Source organism: Mycobacterium sp. AT1 (genome assembly GCF_002043095.1).
Lineage (GTDB): Bacteria > Actinomycetota > Actinomycetes > Mycobacteriales > Mycobacteriaceae > Mycobacterium.
In genome coordinates, this window is the sequence record NZ_MVOC01000046.1 from 1 (window position 1) to 20,844 (window position 20,844).

At 65.2% G+C, this 20,844-nt stretch carries 19 protein-coding genes; 13 read left to right on the forward strand and 6 right to left on the reverse strand.

Annotation, left to right across the window (positions count from 1 at the left end):
- Both B1790_RS20910 and B1790_RS20915 read right to left on the reverse strand, forming a co-directional pair.
- Positions 1-485 (reverse strand): cutinase family protein (locus B1790_RS20910; protein ID WP_079925229.1); only part of this gene is annotated, 485 nt, incomplete at its 3' end.
- A gap of 45 nt (positions 486-530) precedes the next feature.
- Complete coding sequence (locus B1790_RS20915; protein ID WP_079925175.1) at positions 531-1,961, reverse strand: APC family permease; 1,431 nt, start codon at positions 1,959-1,961, stop codon at positions 531-533.
- A gap of 110 nt (positions 1,962-2,071) precedes the next feature.
- On the opposite strand from B1790_RS20915, the gene B1790_RS20920 reads away from it, so the two are divergent.
- From B1790_RS20920 to B1790_RS20935, 4 genes are all read left to right on the forward strand, one after another.
- Positions 2,072-3,268: an ROK family protein gene (locus tag B1790_RS20920; protein ID WP_198952075.1), complete on the forward strand. Its 1,197-nt coding sequence runs from the start codon at positions 2,072-2,074 to the stop codon at positions 3,266-3,268.
- Positions 3,268-3,999 carry a glucosamine-6-phosphate deaminase gene (locus B1790_RS20925; protein ID WP_079925176.1) on the forward strand — a complete coding sequence of 244 codons (732 nt, stop codon included), beginning with the start codon at positions 3,268-3,270 and terminating at the stop codon, positions 3,997-3,999. Before B1790_RS20920 ends, B1790_RS20925 begins: the two co-directional genes overlap by 1 nt.
- The gene (locus B1790_RS20930; protein ID WP_079925177.1) at positions 3,996-4,625 is read left to right on the forward strand and encodes a hypothetical protein; all 630 of its coding nucleotides are present in this window, start codon (positions 3,996-3,998) and stop codon (positions 4,623-4,625) included. The genes B1790_RS20925 and B1790_RS20930 overlap by 4 nt, the downstream gene beginning before the upstream one ends.
- A 70-nt stretch (positions 4,626-4,695) precedes the next feature.
- A complete protein-coding gene (locus tag B1790_RS20935; protein WP_079925231.1) occupies positions 4,696-4,980 on the forward strand; it encodes a type VII secretion target in 285 nt (94 codons plus the stop codon).
- Here B1790_RS20935 and B1790_RS35400 read toward each other — a convergent pair.
- Positions 4,977-5,339 carry a hypothetical protein gene (locus B1790_RS35400; protein ID WP_233165241.1) on the reverse strand — a complete coding sequence of 121 codons (363 nt, stop codon included), beginning with the start codon at positions 5,337-5,339 and terminating at the stop codon, positions 4,977-4,979. The genes B1790_RS20935 and B1790_RS35400 overlap by 4 nt on opposite strands.
- Between B1790_RS35400 and B1790_RS20940 the strand changes: the two genes are divergently transcribed.
- From B1790_RS20940 to B1790_RS20955, 4 genes are read left to right on the forward strand one after another with little or no spacing between them, the layout of a single operon-like run.
- Positions 5,329-6,357 carry a hypothetical protein gene (locus B1790_RS20940; RefSeq protein WP_233165242.1) on the forward strand — a complete coding sequence of 343 codons (1,029 nt, stop codon included), beginning with the start codon at positions 5,329-5,331 and terminating at the stop codon, positions 6,355-6,357. The genes B1790_RS35400 and B1790_RS20940 overlap by 11 nt on opposite strands.
- Positions 6,358-6,398: 41 nt before the next feature.
- Positions 6,399-7,130 (forward strand): hypothetical protein, encoded by a 732-nt coding sequence (locus B1790_RS20945; RefSeq protein ID WP_079925179.1) that lies wholly within the window; start codon positions 6,399-6,401, stop codon positions 7,128-7,130.
- 41 nt (positions 7,131-7,171) lie between these two features.
- Entirely contained in the window at positions 7,172-7,384 is a 213-nt protein-coding gene (locus B1790_RS20950) for a hypothetical protein (protein WP_079925180.1), read from the forward strand.
- The gene (locus B1790_RS20955; RefSeq protein WP_079925181.1) at positions 7,384-8,223 is read left to right on the forward strand and encodes a glucosamine-6-phosphate deaminase; all 840 of its coding nucleotides are present in this window, start codon (positions 7,384-7,386) and stop codon (positions 8,221-8,223) included. Before B1790_RS20950 ends, B1790_RS20955 begins: the two co-directional genes overlap by 1 nt.
- Here B1790_RS20955 and B1790_RS20960 read toward each other — a convergent pair.
- Positions 8,143-9,558 (reverse strand): Fis family transcriptional regulator, encoded by a 1,416-nt coding sequence (locus tag B1790_RS20960; RefSeq protein ID WP_079925182.1) that lies wholly within the window; start codon positions 9,556-9,558, stop codon positions 8,143-8,145. The genes B1790_RS20955 and B1790_RS20960 overlap by 81 nt on opposite strands.
- Positions 9,559-9,728: 170 nt before the next feature.
- Here B1790_RS20960 and B1790_RS20965 point away from each other — a divergent pair, with 170 nt between their 5' ends.
- From B1790_RS20965 to B1790_RS20985, 5 genes are all read left to right on the forward strand, one after another.
- Complete coding sequence (locus tag B1790_RS20965) at positions 9,729-11,603, forward strand: hypothetical protein (protein ID WP_079925183.1); 1,875 nt, start codon at positions 9,729-9,731, stop codon at positions 11,601-11,603.
- Between the two features lie 11 nt (positions 11,604-11,614).
- A complete protein-coding gene (locus B1790_RS20970; RefSeq protein WP_079925184.1) occupies positions 11,615-13,237 on the forward strand; it encodes a class I SAM-dependent DNA methyltransferase in 1,623 nt (540 codons plus the stop codon).
- Positions 13,238-13,311: 74 nt separating this feature from the next.
- On the forward strand, positions 13,312-14,409 hold the full coding sequence (locus B1790_RS20975) for a restriction endonuclease subunit S (RefSeq protein WP_079925185.1): 1,098 nt from the start codon (positions 13,312-13,314) through the stop codon (positions 14,407-14,409).
- A 224-nt stretch (positions 14,410-14,633) separates the two neighbouring features.
- Positions 14,634-15,710, forward strand: a complete 1,077-nt coding sequence (locus tag B1790_RS20980; RefSeq protein ID WP_233165243.1) for a YhcG family protein — start codon at positions 14,634-14,636, stop codon at positions 15,708-15,710.
- Complete coding sequence (locus B1790_RS20985) at positions 15,707-18,880, forward strand: type I restriction endonuclease subunit R (RefSeq protein WP_079925187.1); 3,174 nt, start codon at positions 15,707-15,709, stop codon at positions 18,878-18,880. The genes B1790_RS20980 and B1790_RS20985 overlap by 4 nt, the downstream gene beginning before the upstream one ends.
- A gap of 320 nt (positions 18,881-19,200) precedes the next feature.
- On the opposite strand, the gene B1790_RS20990 is transcribed toward B1790_RS20985, so the two are convergent.
- On the reverse strand, positions 19,201-20,658 hold the full coding sequence (locus tag B1790_RS20990) for a cytosine permease (protein WP_079925232.1): 1,458 nt from the start codon (positions 20,656-20,658) through the stop codon (positions 19,201-19,203).
- Positions 20,658-20,822, reverse strand: coding sequence for a hypothetical protein (locus B1790_RS34745; RefSeq protein WP_158083859.1), 165 nt, complete (start codon positions 20,820-20,822; stop codon positions 20,658-20,660). Before B1790_RS34745 ends, B1790_RS20990 begins: the two co-directional genes overlap by 1 nt.
- Positions 20,823-20,844 lie beyond the last annotated feature (22 nt).

Genomic DNA, 20,844 nt, shown 5'->3' on the forward strand with positions numbered 1-20,844 from the left:
GTCACCGCGGCGACGTGGTCGGCGGTGCTGGCAGGCAGCGGCTGCGGAGCGACCGCGGCGGGCACCCCGGCGGGGACCTGGTCGGCGGTGACGAAGCCGGCGACGATCGCGCCCTGCGAATATCCGCCGAGGACGATCTTGGTGGCGGGGCAGTTGGCCGCGGTGGCCTGCACGTGGTTGCCGGCGTCCCTGACGCCGTCGATCACCGTGCTGGCGAACGCTTCTCGATTGTTGAAGTCGTCGCTGGCGGCGTAGTTCACCGGGTAGACGTCGAGGGTTCGCGGGCCCAGCTGGGCACGAAGCGCGTCGACGTAGGACTGGCCGACGCCGCCGACGCCGGGTGCCTCACCGGTGCCACGGGCGAAGACGAGTTCGACGTCGGCGCAGGGTTCGGCCGTTGCGGTGGGTGCTGTGGTGGTCGCGAGAATCGCTCCGGCGGAGACGACGGCGGCGCCGAGCAGGCGGGGCAGCTTGGTGTTTGTCATCTGCTCCACCTACCCCGGCGACGGGTGACGAAAACCCTCGCCGGATTAGCTGGACGTGACGTCACCCCGCACGTCGACGAAGGTCTCGGTGATGTCCTTGGGGCCGAACGGCCAGGTCGTCTCGGCCTTGGCGTAGATCAGGAATGCGACGCAGCCGATGACGATCCAGCCCAGCGACAGCGCGATCGAGAGCCAGGTCGCCGAGTAGTAGACGTACACCCAGCCGACCAACGCGACGATCGTCGGCACCGGGTACAGCCACTGGCGATAGGGCCGTTGAAGATTGGGCTGGCGGCGGCGCAACACCACGATCGCGGCCACCTGCGCCAGCGACTGGATGATCACCAGCGTGGCGACCGCGGCGTTGATGATGGTGGTCAGCGTGAACAGCGACCCGATGATGGTGATGACGCCCATGGCGATCACGCCCGCGGTGGGCAGGTTCAGCTTCGGGTGCAGCTTGGCGAACACCGACAGGAAGACCTTGTCGCGGGCCGCTTCGAACGGCACGCGGGATCCGCCGAGCAGACCGGCGAACACCGAGCCGATGGCGGCGACCACGATCAGCGCGGTAATGATCTGTGCCGCAGTCGAACCCCAGGCCTGTTCGAGTACTGAGGAGGCGACGGAGGTGGAGGCCTTGATCTCGTCGAGCGGCAGGGAGCCGAGCACACCGATCTGCAGCAGGAAGTAGATGCTCATGATGCCGAGGATGGAGAACACGATGGACCGCGGGATGGTGCGGCCGGGGTCGCGCATCTCGCCGCCGAGGTAGGCGGTGGTGTTGTAGCCGAGGTAGTCGTAGACGGCGATGATCAGACCGGCGCCGAGGCCCGCCCAGAAGGTGCCGTGCGAACCGAAGGCGCCGGGGGTGAAGTCGAAGGCCTGCGCGGCGCTGAAGTGGCTGTACGCGGCGATGATCGTGCTGAAGACGGCGACGAGCATGACGACGAACAGGACGGTGGTGAGCTTGCCGATCTGGCCGATCTTCCTGAACAGGGCCGCCATGATCACCAGCGTGATGCCGACGCCAATCAGCTTGCCCAGCGCCGTGTTTCCGCCGTCGCCGCTCACTCCGGGGATCAGGTAGCCCAGGTATTGGACCAGGCCGATGATGCCGGTGGACATGATCAGCGGGATGAACAGCACCGCGCTCCACACGAAGAGGAACGGCATGAGACGGCCGGTGCGGTACTGGAAGGCTTCGCGGAGGTAGAGGTAGGTGCCGCCGGCGCCGGGCATGGCGGCGCCGAGCTCGGCCCAGATGAGGCCGTCGGCGAGGGCGAGGAGGGCGCCGATGATCCAGCCGAACATGGCCTCCGGCCCGCCGAAGGTGGCGACCATCGCGGGGATGGTGACGAAGGGCCCGATGCCGCACATCTGGGTCATGTTGATCGCGGTGGCCTGCAGCGGGCCGATTTGGCGTTCCAGCGCCGGCTGCTGGGGCGTCGAGGCTCCGGTGGTCGGTGAGCTCATCACGCACCTCCTTCGTTGTAGTTTGTTAGTAAAGTTTCTTAACATACTCGGCGCAAGTGTGCGAGAGTTCGTGTGTAAATTCTGGAGTCGACGAGGACGGGGAGGTGGCGGTGGACGGCCGTACGGCACCGCAGGCGGGGACCCCGGCGAGCATGCGCGCACTCAACCAGCGGCTGGTGCTCGACCGGCTGCGCGAACACGGCGAGGCGACGCGGCCGGAGATCGCCGGTCACACCGGGTTGTCCAAACCCACTGTCGGACAAGCGCTTCTCGACCTCGAACAGCACGGACTGGTGCAGGCGATCGGCCGCCGGTTGGACCGACCCGGCCGGGCCGCGGTGGTCTACCGCACCGCGCCGGACGCCGGCCACATCGTCGGAGTCGACGTCGGTCGGCGGGTGGTGCACGTCGCGGTGGCCAACCTGGACGGCGTCGTGGTGTCCCGCGTCGAGCAGCCGAACCGCAGCCGTTCCGGTGCCATGCTGGTGCGCATCGTGCACGAATCGGTCGCCCGCGCCGTCGCCGAAGCCGGGCTGACGGGAGACGACATCGTCGTCACCGTGGTCGGCACGCCAGGCATCCCCGACACCGAGACCGGCACCGTGCACCGCTCGCCGAACCTGCCCGGCTGGGAGCGGCGCGGACTGCTCGGCGAGCTGATGGAGTTGCTCGGCGCCAACGGCTCGACGGTGCTGGTGGAGAACGACGCGAACCTGTGTGCGGTCGGCGAGCATGCCCGCGGCGCGGCCCAGGGCGTCGACGTGGTGGCGTGCCTGACCGTCGGTACCGGCATCGGCATGGGAATCCTGGTTGGCGGCAACCTGTTCCGCGGTGCCCGCGGGGCGGCGGGGGAGATCGCCGACCTGCCCTACGGCCGGGTTCCGGCCGGGGTGACGTCGCATCGGCCCGGGCCCGTGGAGGTGGTGGCGGCCGGTGACGCGGTGGTGTCGGCGGCCCGCTCCGCGGGGCTTTCGCTGTCGACGGCCAAGGCAGTGTTCGAGGCGGCCCGCGCCGGCGACGAGCGCGCGGTGCGGGTGGTGGCCGACGAGGCGTCCAAGCTGGCGCGGGTGGTCTCGGTGGTCACCGCCGTGTTGGACCCGGGGCTGATCGTGTTGGCGGGCGGCATCGGCCGCAACGTCGACCTGCTGGCCGACCCGATGCGCCGCGAACTGGCCGAGACGATTCCCTTGGTGCCCGACATCGTCGGGGGAGAGCTGGGGGACGACGCCGTTCTGGTCGGGGCGATCGCCACGGCGATGGACACGGCGTGGGACCTGGTGTTCGAGCGAAGGGTGTTGGGACGGTAGTGGACGTCATCGTTGAGCGGGACGAGGCGGCGTGCGGCGCGACCGTGGCCGACGTGTTCGACCGCGCGGTCCGTTCAGGGGCAACGACTTTGGGGTTGGCGACGGGGTCGTCGCCGCTGTCGGTGTACCGGGAGCTGATTCGTCGGCACCGCGAGGAGGGGTTGTCATTCGCGGCGGTTCGGGCGTTCCTGTTAGACGAGTACGTGGGGTTGCCGACGGGGCATCCGCAGTCGTACGCGCAGGTGATCCGGACGGAGTTCGCCGACCACGTCGACCTGGGGGGCGTGTTCGGGCCGGACGGAGGCGCTTCTGACTTGTATTCTGCGGCAAGCGCTTACGACGCGCTGGTCGTCTCGTCCGGGCCGGTGCACGTGCAGCTGTTGGGGATCGGCGCCAACGGGCACATCGGGTTCAACGAACCGGGGTCTGCCTTGGACTCGCGGACGCGGGTGACGACACTGACGTCACAGACGCGTCAAGACAATGCGCGATTCTTCAGGAGCATCGACGAGGTGCCCCACCGCGTCATCACGCAGGGGTTGGGCACGATCAGCTCGGCCCGGCATTTGGTGTTGATCGCGACGGGGGAGCACAAGGCGGCGGCGGTGGCGGCGGCACTGGAGGGTCCCGTGACTCCGGAGTGCCCGGCGTCGGTGTTGCAGTTGCATCCGCGGGTGACTGTGGTGGTGGATGTGGGGGCGGCTAAGGAGCTGGAACGGATTGGCCTGTGAACGTTCCCTTCGTCGTTGCGACGTTCCTCGGCCTCCTGCTCCCAATCTTCGCCCCGCGCAACGACATCACCCTAGGTCGCCGAATGTTCTGGTCGGGGGTGGGCGTGGGCGTGGTGTCGGCGTTCTTCATCGCGTTCCCGCCGGACTGGAAGTCCGGTGCCCAGTTGTCGGCCGTCGTCGCGTTCATGATGCTCGGGACCGCCTACTTCACCAGTCCGTATCTTAAGTTTCGCGGGAAGATCCACGCCGCCTACCGGGCGGACGTCGAGGCCGAGGAACCACCTCGTCGGTCACGGCCTGGCGCGACCCGTGGGTTACTCACGTCGGCGCGAAAGCTGTGGTGGTTCATCGTGGCGGGGATGGCGCTGTGCACGTTCAACGTCGTCCAGCCCGCCCTGACGGGGGACGATCCGCGACTCGCGGTGACGATGGCGGCCGCAGCCGCCGTCATCGCGGTCGGCTTCGGTTTTGCCGAGGGGCGGGCCGGTGACCCGATCGCTCAGGGACAGACTCTGCCGTTCGTCGTCGCCTCGATCGTCACCGCAGGCATCTTCGCCGTTTTGTACGTCGGCGCCCGTGCGGTGGGCAAGAGGAAGCGAACACCGGGTGATCCGGGCTGCAACTGAGAATTGCCGACCTCCGGCAACCCCTGCATACCGGACAATGGGAGGGAAACGGGGATGGCGAGGGGTGGAGATGCAGGTCGATCCGCAGGTGTTGCGCGCGCTGGCGGGACAAGCCGACAGCGTCGCGGGTGCAGTGACGTCCGCAGACGTGGGAACGAAGGTGGTTACGGCGGCCGACGGCTTGCCCGGCTCGACGACCCAGTGGGCGGTCCATACGGTCGGAGACCACTTCACCCAGCAGGCGAAGAAGCTGGCCGACGACGTCACCAAGATGGGGCAAGCAGTGCGCGGCGCGGGCGACAAGTTCGAAGTCGCCGACGACGCGCTCGCGAAGTCCTTTGACGGGTTGTTCTAGACGATGCTTCCGTCACGATCCACCCTGCGAGGTTGGAACCCGGACTCGTTGACCACGTCGGCAACGGCGGTCTCTGCCGGGGCGACAACGGTGGCTGACGCGGTGAAGGACTTCGACGACTCCTGCCACCGCATGCCCGAGACGAAGGCATGGTCGGGTCGGTCGCAGCAGGCGGCGTCGGTGATGTTTGGACGGGCAGAGCGCAACGCCACGGCGTTCGCCGCGTACGCACACGACCTGGCGGAGGCGCTTCGGCACGGCAGCGAGACGATCGGCCCGGCCCGGGCCGCGCTCTTGGCCAAGGCCGACCAGGTGGATGCGGGCCCGTTGGAGGTGACCGACCAGTGGGTGGTGCTCATCGACCCGGTCAAGATGTCGGCTGAGGAGATGGCGAAGCTCGAAGAGTTGGCGCGATTGGAGCAGGAAGCCGTCAACCGCATGCTGACGGCGGTGGGGGACGCCGATGACGCCACCGCGAACGCTGTTGTGGCCGCGGGTAAATCGCGTGGCTTCGTCGAAGCGGGCCCGCCCACGGATATCGGTTCGATGATGATGCCGGTCGCACAGCGTCCAGGTGACCAGGTGCCCGATCCGCGCGATCCGATCGGTGTCGTGGCGCAGGAGGCGATCCGCAACGGAGACATGTCGGTGAAGATCCGCGAGGTCAGCGAGCCGGTGAAGAACCAATACGGTGACGAGGTCACCACGGTGACGATGCAGGACGGCAGCAAGCAGGTGCTGACGAAGTACGATCCGTTCGATTGGCCGAGCAAGGGCAACTTCAACTCGATCACGCAGTACGACAAGGACGGCAACGAGGTGTCGGAAACCAGTTCCTGGCACGACTACGGCACGGATTGCGATCAAACCACCATCACGTGGCCCAACGGCGCCTCCTTCATGATGTCGATGGATCAGTCGGGCACCAGGAGCGCGGGATTCACCACGCCCTTGGGGAAGCACTCCGCTGTGCCGGTCGAGTTGATCGACGACATGTCGAACAATGCCGGCGGCCTGATGTCCGGCTTGGAGAAGCACATAAAGGGCGGCGGTTCCTTGCCCATGGTGACCGCCGAGTCGCTCGAGAACGTCGGCAAGACAGCCAAATTCGGCGGGCCAGCCTTGAGCTTCGCGACGACAGTCTTCGACATGGCAATGGCCGACTCGGGTCGTGACAAGTGCATTGCCGCGGTGGCTGGCGCGGGCGGTTTCGGCGGGGGCTGGGGAGGAGCAGAGGCGGGCGCCGCTGCCGGTGCGCTCTTTCCTCCTGCCGCACCGGTTTTGGTGCCGACCCTCGCTGTGGGTTTCGGCATCGCTGGCGGGTTCTACGGCGCCGATCTCGGAAAATTCGTCGGAGAGATCGTATGTCCTTACTGACATTGCCCGAGCCAGCACATTGGCCGGAAGGTCAACGACGCTTGACCAAGCTGACGCTGGCCGTGGCCTTGTTCGTGGCGATTGGGATCTTCGTCGGCGTTAGGGAAATCGCCAACGGCAACTTATTGGAAGGCGCGGTCGCATTCGGCTTCCTGCCATTGTTCTTAGCGGTTGTCATTGCGGTGCAGCTAATGTCTCGCCGCCCGACCGTTCTTCGTGCCAGCCATGACCGCACCGGAACCGTCTTCAGGCCGAATCGGGTCATAACCACTGTGGCGTTTAGCCTGCTCGTCTACTTCATTCCGTTCGGGCTGGCCGTAGTGGCCCTCACGCTGACAGGCCAACTACACCTTTTCGCGTCCCGGCATGGACAGGCAGTCGCCGTCATCGGGATGGCCCTCGCAACGTGTACTGCCCTCACGGGACTTCTAACTGCTTGGCGCCGCGGCGGTGTCGGCTATGTGAAGCTCACGCCTACGGGCGTCGAGGTCGCCGACATCAAGAGCACGGAGATCGTGGCGTGGGAGGACGTCGTCGGCGTCGACGATCACTCCGAGGTCAACAAGAAGACCCGCAAGGCCGTCGTGCTCCGCCGTCGGGACGGCACTGAGAAGACCATCGACGGCTGCGACTTCTACGTGCCGAATGGTGTCGGGCTGTACTGGATGGTGCGGCATTACTGGCATCACGCTGATGACCGTCCCGAGCTGACCGACGACCGTGCGATGGTGCGACTCGGTGAAGGACGGTTCGACACCAGTGAGGACGGTTAGCTGCGCGGCGTCAGCTTGATGGCGGCGCGGTTGCGGGATCGTTGATCGACTGTGCCTGCCTGCCTGCCTCGCCGTCCCGTTACGTCGACCTGCTGGCCGACCCGATGCGTCGCGAACTGGCCGAGACGATTCCGTTGGTGCCCGACATCGTCGGGGGAGAGCTGGGGGACGACGCGGTGCTGGTCGGGGCGATTGCGACGGCGATGGACACGGCGTGGGACTTGGTGTTCGAGCGAAGGGTGTTGGGGCGGTAGTGGACGTCATCGTTGAGCGGGACGAGGCGGCGTGCGGTGTGACGGTCGCGGACGTCTTCGACCGGGCCGTGCGGTCGGGGGCTGGGACTTTGGGATTGGCGACGGGGTCGTCGCCGCTGTCGGTGTACCGGGAGTTGATCCGCCGGCACCGCGAGGAGGGGCTGTCGTTCGCGGCGGTTCGGGCGTTCCTGCTGGACGAGTACGTGGGGCTACCGGTGGGGCATCCGCAGTCCTACGCGCAGGTGATCCGGACGGACTTCGCTGACCATGTCGACCTGGCGGGTGTGTTCGGCCCGGACGGGGGAGCTGTTGACTTAGATTCTGCGGCAGCCTCTTACGACGCGCTGGTCGTCTCGGCGGGACCGGTGGACGTGCAGTTGTTGGGGATTGGCGCCAACGGGCACATCGGGTTCAACGAGCCGGGGTCTGCCTTGGACTCGCGGACGCGGGTGACGACGCTGACGTCGCAGACGCGCCAGGACAATGCGCGGTTCTTTAACAGCATCGACGAGGTGCCGCGCCGTGTCATCACGCAGGGGTTGGGCACGATCAGCTCGGCCCGGCATCTGGTGTTGATCGCGACGGGGGAGCACAAGGCGGCGGCGTTGGAGGGGCCCGTCACGCCGGAGTGCCCGGCGTCGGTGTTGCAGTTGCATCCGCGGGTGACGGTGGTGGTGATGTTGGGGCTGCGGAGGGGTTGGGGAGTCGGGACCAACCGCTCGGCGCAGACCAACATGCGGCAGAACACTCTTGGAACGTTAGGCCACTGCGTCGGTCGACTGGATCTCACTAGAGTCCGTGACGACGTCAGTCAAAGCGGCCAGCGCCTCCGAGAGTAGACGCTGAATGCCGGAATAAATTCCAGTGCAAGCGCTTTCGATCTTGACGGCGTTCTTCTGGATGGACCCGGCGGTCTTCTTGACGTCGTCAATTTTGTCGAGATGGACGACGGCCTCGGCGATCTTTTCCTCGGCGGTGGCCAACTGTTGGGCTCCGTGACGTGACGCCGCGGCCACTGCCGACGTGCGCAGCACCATCAGGATGGTGCGCACCAACTCGGGGTCGTCGGTCGCGGGGTCGAAGGCAAGGACGATGCGTCGGGCGCCGAGCACCCGGATGGACTGTCCGCCGTTCTGCTCGGGTGTCCTCACCAGGCCGAGCGACGCCGCAGCCTGACGGTTGCGCTCTGCTTCGCCGAAGTACTCCGACCAACCGGCGCGGGCCGAGTCGGTCATCTCGATCACGACGCGGGCAGTCCCGCCGTCGATGGTGAGGAGTCCGTCGCCCTTCTTGGACCGTGTCAGTGCGCCGACGATGGTGCGGGTGTCGGTGTACTCGTCACCGAGGCCGGCGGCGAGGCCGAACAGCACGGTGTTGACCGCGTTCTCGTACGTGTCACCCTTGATGGGGCTGACTTTCGCGATGGTGGTCCGCGCTTCCTGCAGCTTGAGTGCCATGGTTAGCTCGTCGACCTTTTGAACGACCTGCAGGTGGTTCTCGTCGATTCGCTGGGTGAGGTGCTGCTGGCGCGTCTCGAGTTCGGCGGTGTGCTTGGCCATCGGCGACGTCGGATCACTCGGATCGAACTGTCGAGCCGCCTTAGCCAATAGCTCTCCGACGCTCGCCTTCGCCTTGGCGTCGAGATCAACGCCGAACTTGTCCAGCACGGGCTGGAGCCGCTCAAGCAGTTCGGGGTTCTCACCGCCAAGCACCTTACGAACTTCGTTCTGCAAGTCGGTCTTGGCGGAGGTGACCGACTCGGTGAACTGCTTGCGGGTCGCCGCATCGGCCTCGGTGATTGCCTTTTGCGCGTCGGCGGCGGCCTTGGCCATTGCCTGGGAGGCGTCTTTGACGGTCTGCTGTGTGGCTTCGGCCGCCTTGACGGTCGACGCGGCGGCCTTGTCGCCGACGTCTTTCAGCATCTGTTCGAGCACGCGGGCGTCCTGGGCCTGGCCCGTCGCCGACAGCGCGTGGGCGCCGATCTTCATCGCCTCGCAGACGAACTCACGCAGGTCGGCGGTCGCCAACACTTGGGGGTCGTCGATGACGGGTCCGCGCTCGCCGGTGGTCCAGCGCTGCGCCTCGCGGATGACGTCCTTGTCTCGGACGGTCAGGTGTTCGACGACCAGGGCTGCGGCGTCGTCATCGAGATGAGCGGGTCGGTTGGTGTCCATCGGTACCTCCGGCGGTCTGCATCACGTCGGGTTGGTGATGCGCTGCAGCCAGAATGAGCGTTAGATCAATCATCACCAACAATGATGCTTGATAAGGGGGCTTATCAGCGTTCGTAGGAAGAGATTGTGGACATTGATCTACATTGGGATAGATACCAGAGGGGTGCACTATGAGCATGCTGACGCTGCAAGACGTCGCTGACCTCGCAAAGGTACGCCGACCGGTGGTCAGCATGTGGCGAAAGCGGCCGGTGGTGCACGGCGTGTCTATGCCATTCCCGGAGCCGGTGGCCGTGGTCGCCGGTGTAGCGCAGTACTCACGGCCCGACGTCGTCGACTGGTTGAGCCGGACCGGGAGAGGAAACAACGTCGACTTCAGCTACGACGCGGCGGCGCTCGCCGCCCCGGACGGTGTGGTGCTGGAGGACGTCGTCACCCTGCTGTGCTGGCACGTGCTGACCGGCGAGGAACTTGGCGGCACCACCCTGGCGCAGCGGATCCGCCTCGCTGCCGAACACGATTCCAACGACACCCTGCTGCTTCGGGAGATCAAACAGTTGCAGCCGCCGCCCGCAGCGCTCGTGTACGTCGACGATTTGGTGGAGGCGTCCTACGGTGCATCTGATGCATTGGCCCGCGTGGAGTCCGGACGTCTGAAACGAACGCTCGCGGCGCGGGACCTCACGCCCGAGGCAGTCGAACTGCTTCGGGCAGTGACGACGGCGTGTGTCGGGCACTTGGACCAAGACGGTGCTGCATTGCGGACCGACGGGATGCCACTGACGTTGGAGGTCGCCAACGGTGCGGATCTATACGTCGTAGGAGACGACCGAGCGATCCGTCGTCGCGCAGTCATCAAGGGGATTCCGGTCAGCGAGACGGACGCGCGACGACCCAGCGTCTCCGTCTGGTCGGTCGTCGGTCTGGATCTGGCCGCGGCTCTCGATCGGGTCGACGAGGTCGTGGTGGCACTCGATCAGAACGATGTCGCGGTGGTGCTGGGTCCGGCCACTGCGCTGTGCGACCATCTCGCGGGGGCACCCCAGCAGCGCCGAGCTCAAACACTTCGGGTCGGCAATCTCGTTGCAGCCATTCGCCTTCCACGAGGAATGTGGCGCGAAGCGCACCGGCAGAGCCTGTCGGCGTGGATATGCCTCGGTGGAGCACGCTCGCAGCGTCCATGGATCGCCGACCTCGCAGCCGCGGACCATGTCGAACTGGCTGACCTCGCGGCTGACGTCGCCGGTGCCCTCGCCCAGACCGACGATCGCGCCTTTCGCTACGCCCGCCGAACCGACTTGGCCGGTGTCATCGCGGCCGGGTCGCTCGTGCCGCGGGGTGTGCGAGCCCCTAGGCTGCGCAATGCCGACTCGACGACGCACCTGGAACGGGTGCACGGGGCTACCTTGACCACGACTACACCCCTGCAACCGTTGGACGTCCTGGTGGCGCCTTCTCCCGGCCGGTTTCGGATGCGGTTCCGGTCGCTCGGCGAACTACACGAGCAGAAGCACGTGATCATCAAGCGCGGCAGCAGAATCAATCCTGCCGACGCCACCTCGGATGGGACGGTCGCAGTGCTCCCCGTCGATGTCGTCGGCGCCCTGCGACTCGACCCCTTCGACGCGTCACACAGGTACCCACGCGCGAATCGCACCGACCCCGGCGACGTCGTCTTCGTCGAGAAGCCACGTCCACGAGCGTGGGTCGACGTGTCCGGTGGTGCACTCGTCGCCTCGCCCGCGAAGATCATCCGGCTGCGAGAGTCAGCGGAGTTCGGCCCGTGGCTACTCGTCGCCGTCATCAACGAAATGTGTTTGGCAGGAAGCGAATGGCCGACATGGAGCGTCCCCGTGATGATGCGTGACGAAGCCGATCGGCTAGAGGCTGCGCTCCTGGATGCGAACCGATACGAGCATGAAGCGCGTCGACGAACCGACGCCGCGCGGGATTTGAAGAAGGCGTTGATCGAGGGGGTCGCCGCCGGCGCGCTGACCCTCGACGCGCAACCGACCACCCCCGGCATCGCCGGACTACGAGAATAGGAAGGGCACCGATGCCTCCCAGGAAGAAGGCGGAGCCGCAGGCGCCGTCGACCATGAAGGAGCTCAAGGACACGCTCTGGAAGGCCGCCGACAAACTGCGTGGTTCGCTGTCGGCCAATCAGTACAAGGACGTGATCCTCGGGCTGGTGTTCCTCAAGTACGTCTCCGACGCCTACGACGAGCGCCGGGCGGCGATCCGTGCTGACCTGGCGGCCGAGGGGATGGACGAGTCGCAGATCGAGGACCTGATCGACGACCCCGAGGAGTACCAGGGGTACGGAGTGTTCGTCGTGCCGCCGAACGCACGCTGGAAGTTCCTGGCGGAGAATGCGAAAGGCCAGCCAGCCTTCGGCGGTGAGCCGGCCCGCAACGTCGGTCAGCTCATCGACGACGCGATGGACGCCGTGATGAAGGCGAACCCGACACTGCAGGGCACCCTGCCGCGGTTGTTCAACAAGGACAACATCGACCAGCGGCGGCTGGGGGAACTGCTCGACCTGTTCAACAGCGCCCGGTTCAGCCGTCAGGGTGACCAGCGCGCGCGAGATCTGATGGGCGAGGTGTACGAGTACTTTCTCGGCAACTTCGCTCGCGCCGAAGGCAAGCGGGGTGGCGAGTTCTTCACCCCACCCAGCGTGGTGCGCGTGCTCGTCGAGGTGCTGGAGCCCACCAGTGGGCGGGTGTACGACCCGTGCTGCGGGTCGGGCGGCATGTTCGTGCAAACGGAGAAGTTCATCCACGAACACGACGGTGACCCGAAGAACGTCTCGATCTACGGCCAGGAGAGCATCGAGGAAACCTGGCGGATGGCCAAGATGAACCTCGCCATCCACGGCATCGACAACAAGGGCCTGGGTGCGCGATGGGGTGACACCTTCGCCCGGGATCAACACGCCGACCTGCAGATGGACTTCGTGCTGGCGAATCCGCCGTTCAACATCAAGGATTGGACTCGCAGCGAGGAAGATTCGCGGTGGCGCTACGGCGTACCTCCCGCCAACAACGCGAACTACGCCTGGATCGAACACATCCTGTCCAAGCTCGCTCCCGGCGGCAAGGCCGGTGTAGTCATGGCGAACGGCTCGATGTCGTCGAACTCCAACGGGGAGGACGACATTAGGGCGCAGATCGTCGAGGCCGATCTGGTGTCGTGCATGATCGCGCTGCCCACTCAATTGTTCCGTAGCACCGGCATTCCGGTGTGCGTGTGGTTCTTCGCCAAGGACAAGTCAAAGGGCAAGCAGGGCTCGGTCGGCCGTTCTGGACAGGTGTTGTTCATCGACGCCCGCGAGCTGGGTTACATGGTGGACCGCGCCGAGCGGGCTCTCAGTGACGAGGACATCGAGCGGATTGGTGACACCTTCCGGGCGTGGCGGGGTACTCCCGCGGCTGCTGCGAAAGGGCTTGCCTACGAGGATGTTCTGGGCTTCTGCAAGTCGGTGGAGCTCGCTGAGATCAAGGCCGCCGACTATGCGCTGACGCCGGGGCGATACGTCGGTGCGGCTGCTGTCGCGGACGACGGTGAACCGATCGACGACAAGATAGCGCGGTTGAAGACCGAATTGTTTGCGGCGTTTGATGAGTCGGCTCGGGCGGAGCTGGTCGTGCGGAAACAACTGGAGCGGTTGTCGTGACTTGGCCCGTCGTCGCTTTGGAGAAACTGGCAGCCGATGAGCGGAGCGCAATTTCGAAACCGTATGGATCTGCCATGGTGAAGGAGGACTACCGGGACTCGGGCGTGCCGGTGGTTCGAGGCGTGAACCTGACCAAAGGCATCTTTCATGATGACGACTTTGTGTTCATTGAGGACGAACTGGCCGCCCGAATGCCCGGCGCCGAAATGGGACCCGGCGATCTCGTCATCACACATCGCGGCACCGTTGGGCAAGTTTCGATGATTCCCCGTAATTCACGGTTTGAGCGCTACGTTGCTTCGACAAGCCACGTGAAGGTTCGCCTAGACCCACAGAAGGCGGTACCCGAGTTCTACTACTACTGGTTTGCCTCGCCTGGCGGTCAGCATTCGATTCTGTCTAATGTATCGGCCGTCGGTGTGCCTGGTTTAGTCCAGCCCGTAGCCACAGTGAAGAAGTTGCAAGTCCCGTGTCCGCCCGTCCGTGAGCAGAGTGAGATCGCGGAAGCGTTGGGCGCCCTCGACGACAAGATCGCCGCCAACGTCACGGTTCTTGACGCTATCGATTCTCTCGTCGCTGCCAAATACGAGGAAGCACTACTGGCTGGCCAACAAATGCTCCCGCTCGGTCTGCTTGCGACCTTTCACAATCGACGCCGAGTCCCGCTTTCTTCGCGTGAGCGCGACGCGCGGCCCGGAACCGTTCCGTATTACGGTGCCGCTGGCCGACTTGATTTCGTTGACGAGGCATTGTTCGACGAACCGCTCGTACTGGTCGGCGAAGACGGTTCCGTTGTAAATGACGACGGAACCCCGGTCCTTCAGTACGTGTGGGGGCCGTCTTGGGTTAACAATCATGCGCATGTGTTGACTGGTAATGGGATCGCAACGGAAACGCTTCGGTGCGCGCTTGTCCGGTCTGACGTTTCGCACCTAGTGACGGGGGCCGTCCAGCCCAAGATCAGCATGGGGAACCTAAGGAGACTTGAGCTGAAGGTCCCGTCTGCGATCGCTCAGTTCGATTCGAGGTCGCAGGCGTTTGCGGCAATGACCCGGTCTGTGACTACAGAGAATGAGAGACTTGCTCGTACCCGCGACGAACTCCTGCCCCATCTGATGTCCGGGAAGCTCCGAGTTGACGATCTCGAAACCGTCGTCTCGGAGGTCGTTTGATGCATCTCAGACGTGTTCTGGCGCCCGTCATAGACACATCTTGGACACCCAAAAAAGACACTGTGCGAGTGGTGACTATGTCGTCGGCACGGACATATGCCTTTGCGGCATTCGCGACTTCTGACAACCTCCCGCCGAAGGTGCGGTCACGGCGGAAATTGCTCAGTTTTGTCGCCATGAGCGCACGTTTGACGGGGCGATGAGCAATGTCAACGAGCGACCCTGTGAGTCCCGACCGCAAGGTGGCGTTTCCGGCCGCACCGCCGAAGGCGGCTGTCCCGAAGTGGTACCCGGAGTTCTTCGATGCGGTCGCAGAGCGCGTTGAGTCCGGGCGCCAGTGCGCGATCACCGCAGCCAATCAGGAGCTGGTCACCACATACTGGGCCGTCGGAGCGGAGATCCTGGCCCGTCAGAACGCCGAGGGGTGGGGTGCGCGTGTCGTCGACCGGTTGTCGTACGACCTGCGCGAGCGATTTCCCGATGCCAAGGGGTTCTCACCGCGCAACCTCAAGTACATGCGCGCCTTCGCCGCGGCGTGGCCGGACGTCGAAATTGTGCAACGCAGCGTTGCACAATTGCCGTGGCGCCATCACATCGCGCTGATCGAGAAGCTCGACACCCCTGAACAGCGGCTTTGGTACGCCGAGTCCGCCGTTGAGAGCGGCTGGAGCAGGGACATCCTCGTCCATCACATCGAGGGCCGGCTCCACGAGCGGACGGGTCGCGCCATCACGAACTTCGCGCGCACGTTGCCGCCACCGGACTCCGATCTCGCGCAACAGGCTACCCGCGACCCGTACCTCTTCGACTTCGTAGGCAGCGACGACATTCGGCGGGAACGTGACCTCGAACGCTCGCTGATCGATCACGTCGAGAAGTTCCTGTTGGAACTCGGCCAAGGATTCGCGTACGTCGGCAAGCAGGTTCACCTGCAAATCGGTGACCAGGACTTCTACGCCGACCTGCTCTTCTACCACCTGACGCTGCGGTGCTTCGTCGTCGTCGAACTCAAGGTGGGCGAGTTCGATCCCAGCGACCTAGGCCAACTCGGCCTGTACATGGCGGCCGTCGACGATCTCCTACGGCACGCCGACGACAAGCCGACCATCGGCTTGCTGCTGTGCAAGACCAAGAACAACGTCGTCGCCGAGTACGCCCTGCGTGGGTACACCGCGCCCATCGGTGTCGCGGAGTGGAAGACGGCGATCACAGCGAGCCTTCCCGCCGAACTCGAATCGAGCTTGCCCACGATCGAAGAACTGGAAGCCGAGTTGGCCGACGAGTACGGAGAACCCACATGACCGGATTCAGCGAAGCCGACTGGGAACAGATCGCGCTCGAAAGCCTCGCAGAGCAGGAGTGGTTGCCGCTCAACGGGACTCAGATCGCGCCGGGCGCCGAGAACGGCCGCGAGTCCTGGGACGAGCTGGTTCTGCCCGGTCGCATGCTCGCCACGATGCGGAGCCTCAACCCGCACGTGCCCGCCGAGTACCTGGATCAAGCGCGAGCCGCGATCGTCCAGCCGGCCTCCCAGGACGCAATCGCCGAGAACTACCGGCTGCATCAAATCCTGGTGCACGGTTACCGCGGCGTCAGCTACATCGACTCCGGCGGCATCGAACAGAACCCGACCATTCGGCTGGTGGGTCCCCGTCCTGAGGACAACGAATTCCATGCGGTGCAACAGGTCACGATCCGCACCTCGGAATATCAGCGGCGCTTCGACATCGTGTTGTACCTCAACGGGATGCCAATAGCGCTCTTTGAACTCAAGCAAGCCGGATCGGCGCACGCCGACATCGCGGCGGCGCACGCCCAGTTCCAGACGTACCTGCGCGAGTTTCCGATGGCCTTTCGCTTCGCCGTACTCACCGTCGTCAGCGACGGCATCACCGCTCGCTACGGCACGCCGTTCACCCCGCTCGAACACTTCTCGCCGTGGAACGTCGACGACGACGGTAAGCCCGTTAAGTTCGGCCAGGCGGTCGACGACACCCACCTCGGCACCGAACTCGAATTCCTCATCGACGGCGTCTTCAACCCCGAGCGGTTCCTGCAGCTGCAACGCAACTTCACCGCGTTCGATGAGGGTGCCGATGGCCTGTCCAAGCGAATCGCCAAGCCGCACCAGTACTTCGCCGTCGCCAAGGCCGTCGGGACCACCGTGGCTGCCGCCGAGAGCAACGGCAAGGCCGGCGTCGTCTGGCACACCCAAGGTTCGGGCAAGTCGATGGAGATGGAGCTGTACGCCCACCTGGTCGCCGAGCAGCCCAAGCTCAAGAACCCCACCATCGTTGTCGTCACCGATCGCAAGGAACTCGACGGCCAGCTCTACGAGACCTTCAATCGGTCGACGCTGCTGGCCGAGTCTGCCGTCAAGGTGACCACGCGCGGCAAACTCCGCGAGGAACTGTCCAACCGCACCACGGGCGGCATTTACTTCACCACGCTGCAGAAGTTCGGACTCACTGAGGCAGAACGTGAATCGGGTGCTGATCATCCGTTGCTCACCGACCGGCGCAACGTCATCGTCATCGTCGATGAAGCGCATCGCAGCCACTACGATGACCTTGACGGCTATGCCCGTCACATCCGCGACGCCTTGCCGAACGCCGTGTTCATCGCCTTCACCGGCACGCCGATCTCCTTCGCCGACCGCAACACGCGAGACGTCTTCGGCCCGACGATCGACGTGTACGACCTGACCCGTGCCGTCGACGACAAAGCCACCGTCCCGGTGTACTTCGAGCCGCGGCTCATCAAAGTCACCCTCGCCCATGGGGTCAGCGAAGACGACCTAGATCAGGCTGCTGACGAGGCCACCCTCGGGCTCGACGACGTGGAGCGGTCGCAGATCGAGAAGTCGGTCGCGGTGATCAACGCGGTCTACGGAGCGCCCGAGCGGTTGGCGACGTTGGCGCACGACATCGTCACGCACTGGGCCGTCCGATCCGAGGAGATGCGCAAGTTCATCTCATCGCCGGGGAAGGCCTTCATTGTCGGAGCCACCCGGGAGATCTGCGCCAACCTTTACGACGAGATCATCAAGCTGCGGCCCGAGTGGCACGACGACGCCGTCGACAGGGGCGTGCTCAAGGTCGTCTACTCCGGCTCCCCGCAGGACCAGGGCGCCGTCGCCAAGCACGTGCGCCGCGACGCGCAGAACAAGGTGATCCAGAAGCGGCTCCGCGACGCCGAGGACGAACTGCAGATCGTCATCGTCAAGGACATGATGCTCACCGGGTTCGACGCACCGCCGCTGCACACGCTTTACCTCGACCGACCACTCAAGGGTGCGTTGTTGATGCAGACACTCGCGCGGGTCAACCGGACCTTCCGCGGCAAGCCGTCCGGGCTGCTCGTCGCGTACGCGCCGCTCGTCGAGAACTTGAACCAGGCGCTCGCCGAATACACAGAGACCGACCGCGAAACCAAGCCCGTCGGCAGGAACATCGACGAGGCGGTCGCACTCACCGAGGCGCTCGTCGTCCAACTCGACGAAGTGTGCGCCGGCTATGCGTGGCGGTCCAAGATCGACACCTCACCCCACGCGTGGATGAAGGCGGCGGTGGGGCTCACCGAATATCTGCGCTCGCCATCGACTCCCGGCAACCAGGTAGCCGAGGGGGAGCAGACCCTGGGCGAGCTCTTCCGCAGACTGGCAAACCCACTGATGCGGGCGTGGGCGTTGTGCGCAGGCAACGAGTCACTCGATGTGCTCCGGCCGACGGTCAAGTTCTATGAGCAGGTTCGGGTGTGGATGGGCAAGTTCGATGCGCAGGAACGTCAGGCCAGCGGCAAGCCGATCCCCGAGGACATCAAGCGGCTGCTATCCACGCTCGTCGCGGAATCGACGGCCTCCGGCGAGATCGTTGACATCTACGAGGCCGCTGGGCTGCCAAAGCCCTCGCTGTCCGACCTGAGCCCCGACTACGAGGCCAAGGCGAAGGCGGCGTCGAATCCCCACCTGGCGATCGAAGCGCTGCGAGCAGTGCTCACCGAGGAGTCGACCAAGGCCACGGCCAACAACGTTGTGCGGCAGCGGGCATTCTCCGAGCGGATCGCCGAACTCATGCGGCGGTACACCAATGGACAGCTCACCTCAGCGGAGGTCATCGCTGAGTTGATTCAGATGGCGAAAGAGGTTGCTGCCGAGGCTAATCGGGGGGATCATTTCACCCCGCCGCTGTCGAGTGACGAACTAGCGTTCTATGACGCCGTGGCCACCAACGAATCGGCCGTCGAACTACAGGGCGAAGACGTGCTCGCCCAGATTGCTCGGGAGTTGGTCGGCGTGATGCAGCGCGACACCAAGACCGATTGGACCGTGCGCGACGACGTGCGCGCCAAGCTACGCTCGTCAATCAAGCGACTGTTGGTGAAGTACAAGTATCCGCCCGACAAGCAGCCCGAGGCGATCAAGCTCGTCATCGAGCAGATGGAGACGATGGCGCCGCGCTTTGCGCGATAGTCGGCGAGGCTCCGCGGGTCGTGCGGTATATGTGTCAGCTCAGACAACCCCAACTGAAGACCCTGAGGAAAGCTGCTTGGCGCGTTTGAGCCGCGAGGCGCATATGGCCGTTGAGGTCCAGCGACTATCAGCCCAAGTCGGCGAGACGTGCCAATCGCGATTTAACTGGCCGTTGCCGAATGCCGCACTCAATTTGCTGAAGATCTTCTCTGGCCGCCTAGCATCTGTTGGCTGCGGCTGTGCGGGAAGCTTGTCACCCCCGGATGCCTAAATTCAATGTTGCAGATGCATCCGGGGGCAACGGGCGGCGAACAGGACCCCTAGGCCCGCCGCTCGTACCCACCTACACCGAGCGGTTGCACGACCAACCGCGTCAACACGTAGTGCACCATTCCCGCGACCAGGAACGCGGGGATCGACGCCGTGGTGTAGCGGAACAGCTCACTCGGTTCGTACGAAACAGGGTTCAGCAGAAGCGAATACGTGACCGCACCGGCCGCGACCGCGACGAAGGCGACGACGTTCACGCCCTTCCAGTAGCCGTACCGCGACTCGCTGGGCGGCAGGAACAGATCGCGGACGTGCAGCTGGCGCCGACGCAGAATGTAGTAGTCGACCAGCTGGACGCCGCACAGCGGTGCCAAGACGACCGCGCCCCAGGACAGGAAGCGGCCGTAGTTGTCGTACACCGCGGCCGGGAAGAAGACCAGGATCGCGGCCGGCCCGAGGATCACCGCGATCAGCCACGGCCACGCGGCGGTGCGGAACACCCGGCCGCCGCCGCCCTTGAGCGCCACCATCGACGCGTAGCCCTGCGACAGGATGGCGGTGACGTTGGCCAGGCACACGATGACCAGCGCCACCACGCCCAGGACGACGCCTGCGAGCGGGATCATCCACTGGGTCGGGTCGTCGATCTGCAGGGAGAGCGCAGCGAGCGCACCGACGGCCGCGGCGACCACCGACGCGCCGAAGATGCCCATCCAGTTCGGCCAGAAGCCCGCGCGGGACGTGCGGCTCAGGCGGGCCAGGTTGCCCATGTTGGGCCACCAGGCGAACCCGCCCGCGATGTTCAGCTCGATCGCCAGCAGGAAGCTGAGGTGGTTGTCGTCGCTGACGCCGCCCAGCGGTTCCAGCGCGGCGAGCTCGGGCCAGGTGTTGTGGGTGAACACGATGACGATGATGCCGACCAGGATGACCACCAGCATCGGCGCGATGATCCGGCAGACCGCTTCGACCGACACCGGCCCGCGGGCCAGGATGAGGGCCGAGACGATGATCGCGACGAGGGCGAGAAGGCTTGCGGCCGTGCCGGCTTGGGATAACTCGACTCCAAAGAGCTGGTTGACGACCGTCACCAGGCCGTGGCCGAACATGATGGCCAACACGGCCGACCATGCCGCGGCCAGCACCGTGGACGCGGCGACCATCACCAGTCGTGCGCCGTTCTCGCCGAACGCGCTGCGTAGCCCGACGAACTGCTCGATGCCGTACTTCACCGACGGCATGCACGGCGCCAGCGAGATCAGCAGGACGCTGATCCCGTAGCCGATCACGATCGACGCGATGGCCTGCACGACGCCGACGTAGTAGGCGACCGCCGCGCCTTGCAGGAAGGCCCAGGTGGCCACCGCAAGGCCGATGTTGACCCAGGAGTGCTGCCAGAATCCCCAGATCCGTTCCTGGGGGAGCAGGGGGAGTTCGGTCAGCGTGGCGTCGAAGTCGTCGGTGGCGACGGCGGCCTTCGAGGCCTTTCCGCCGCGGAGGAGGTGGGTCATCAGTACGCCCACCACATCAGTGCGGCGATGACGACGACGAGCGAGATGCACGCGGCCAGAAAGTCTTTCAGCGGCAGGTCGGGCACGATGATCGTCGACCCGTCCGGGTGGTCGACCAGGTGCAACCGTTCGCGGAGTTCCCGGTCGAACGTGACGTCGTCCATGCAGACCTCATTCTTGATTGGC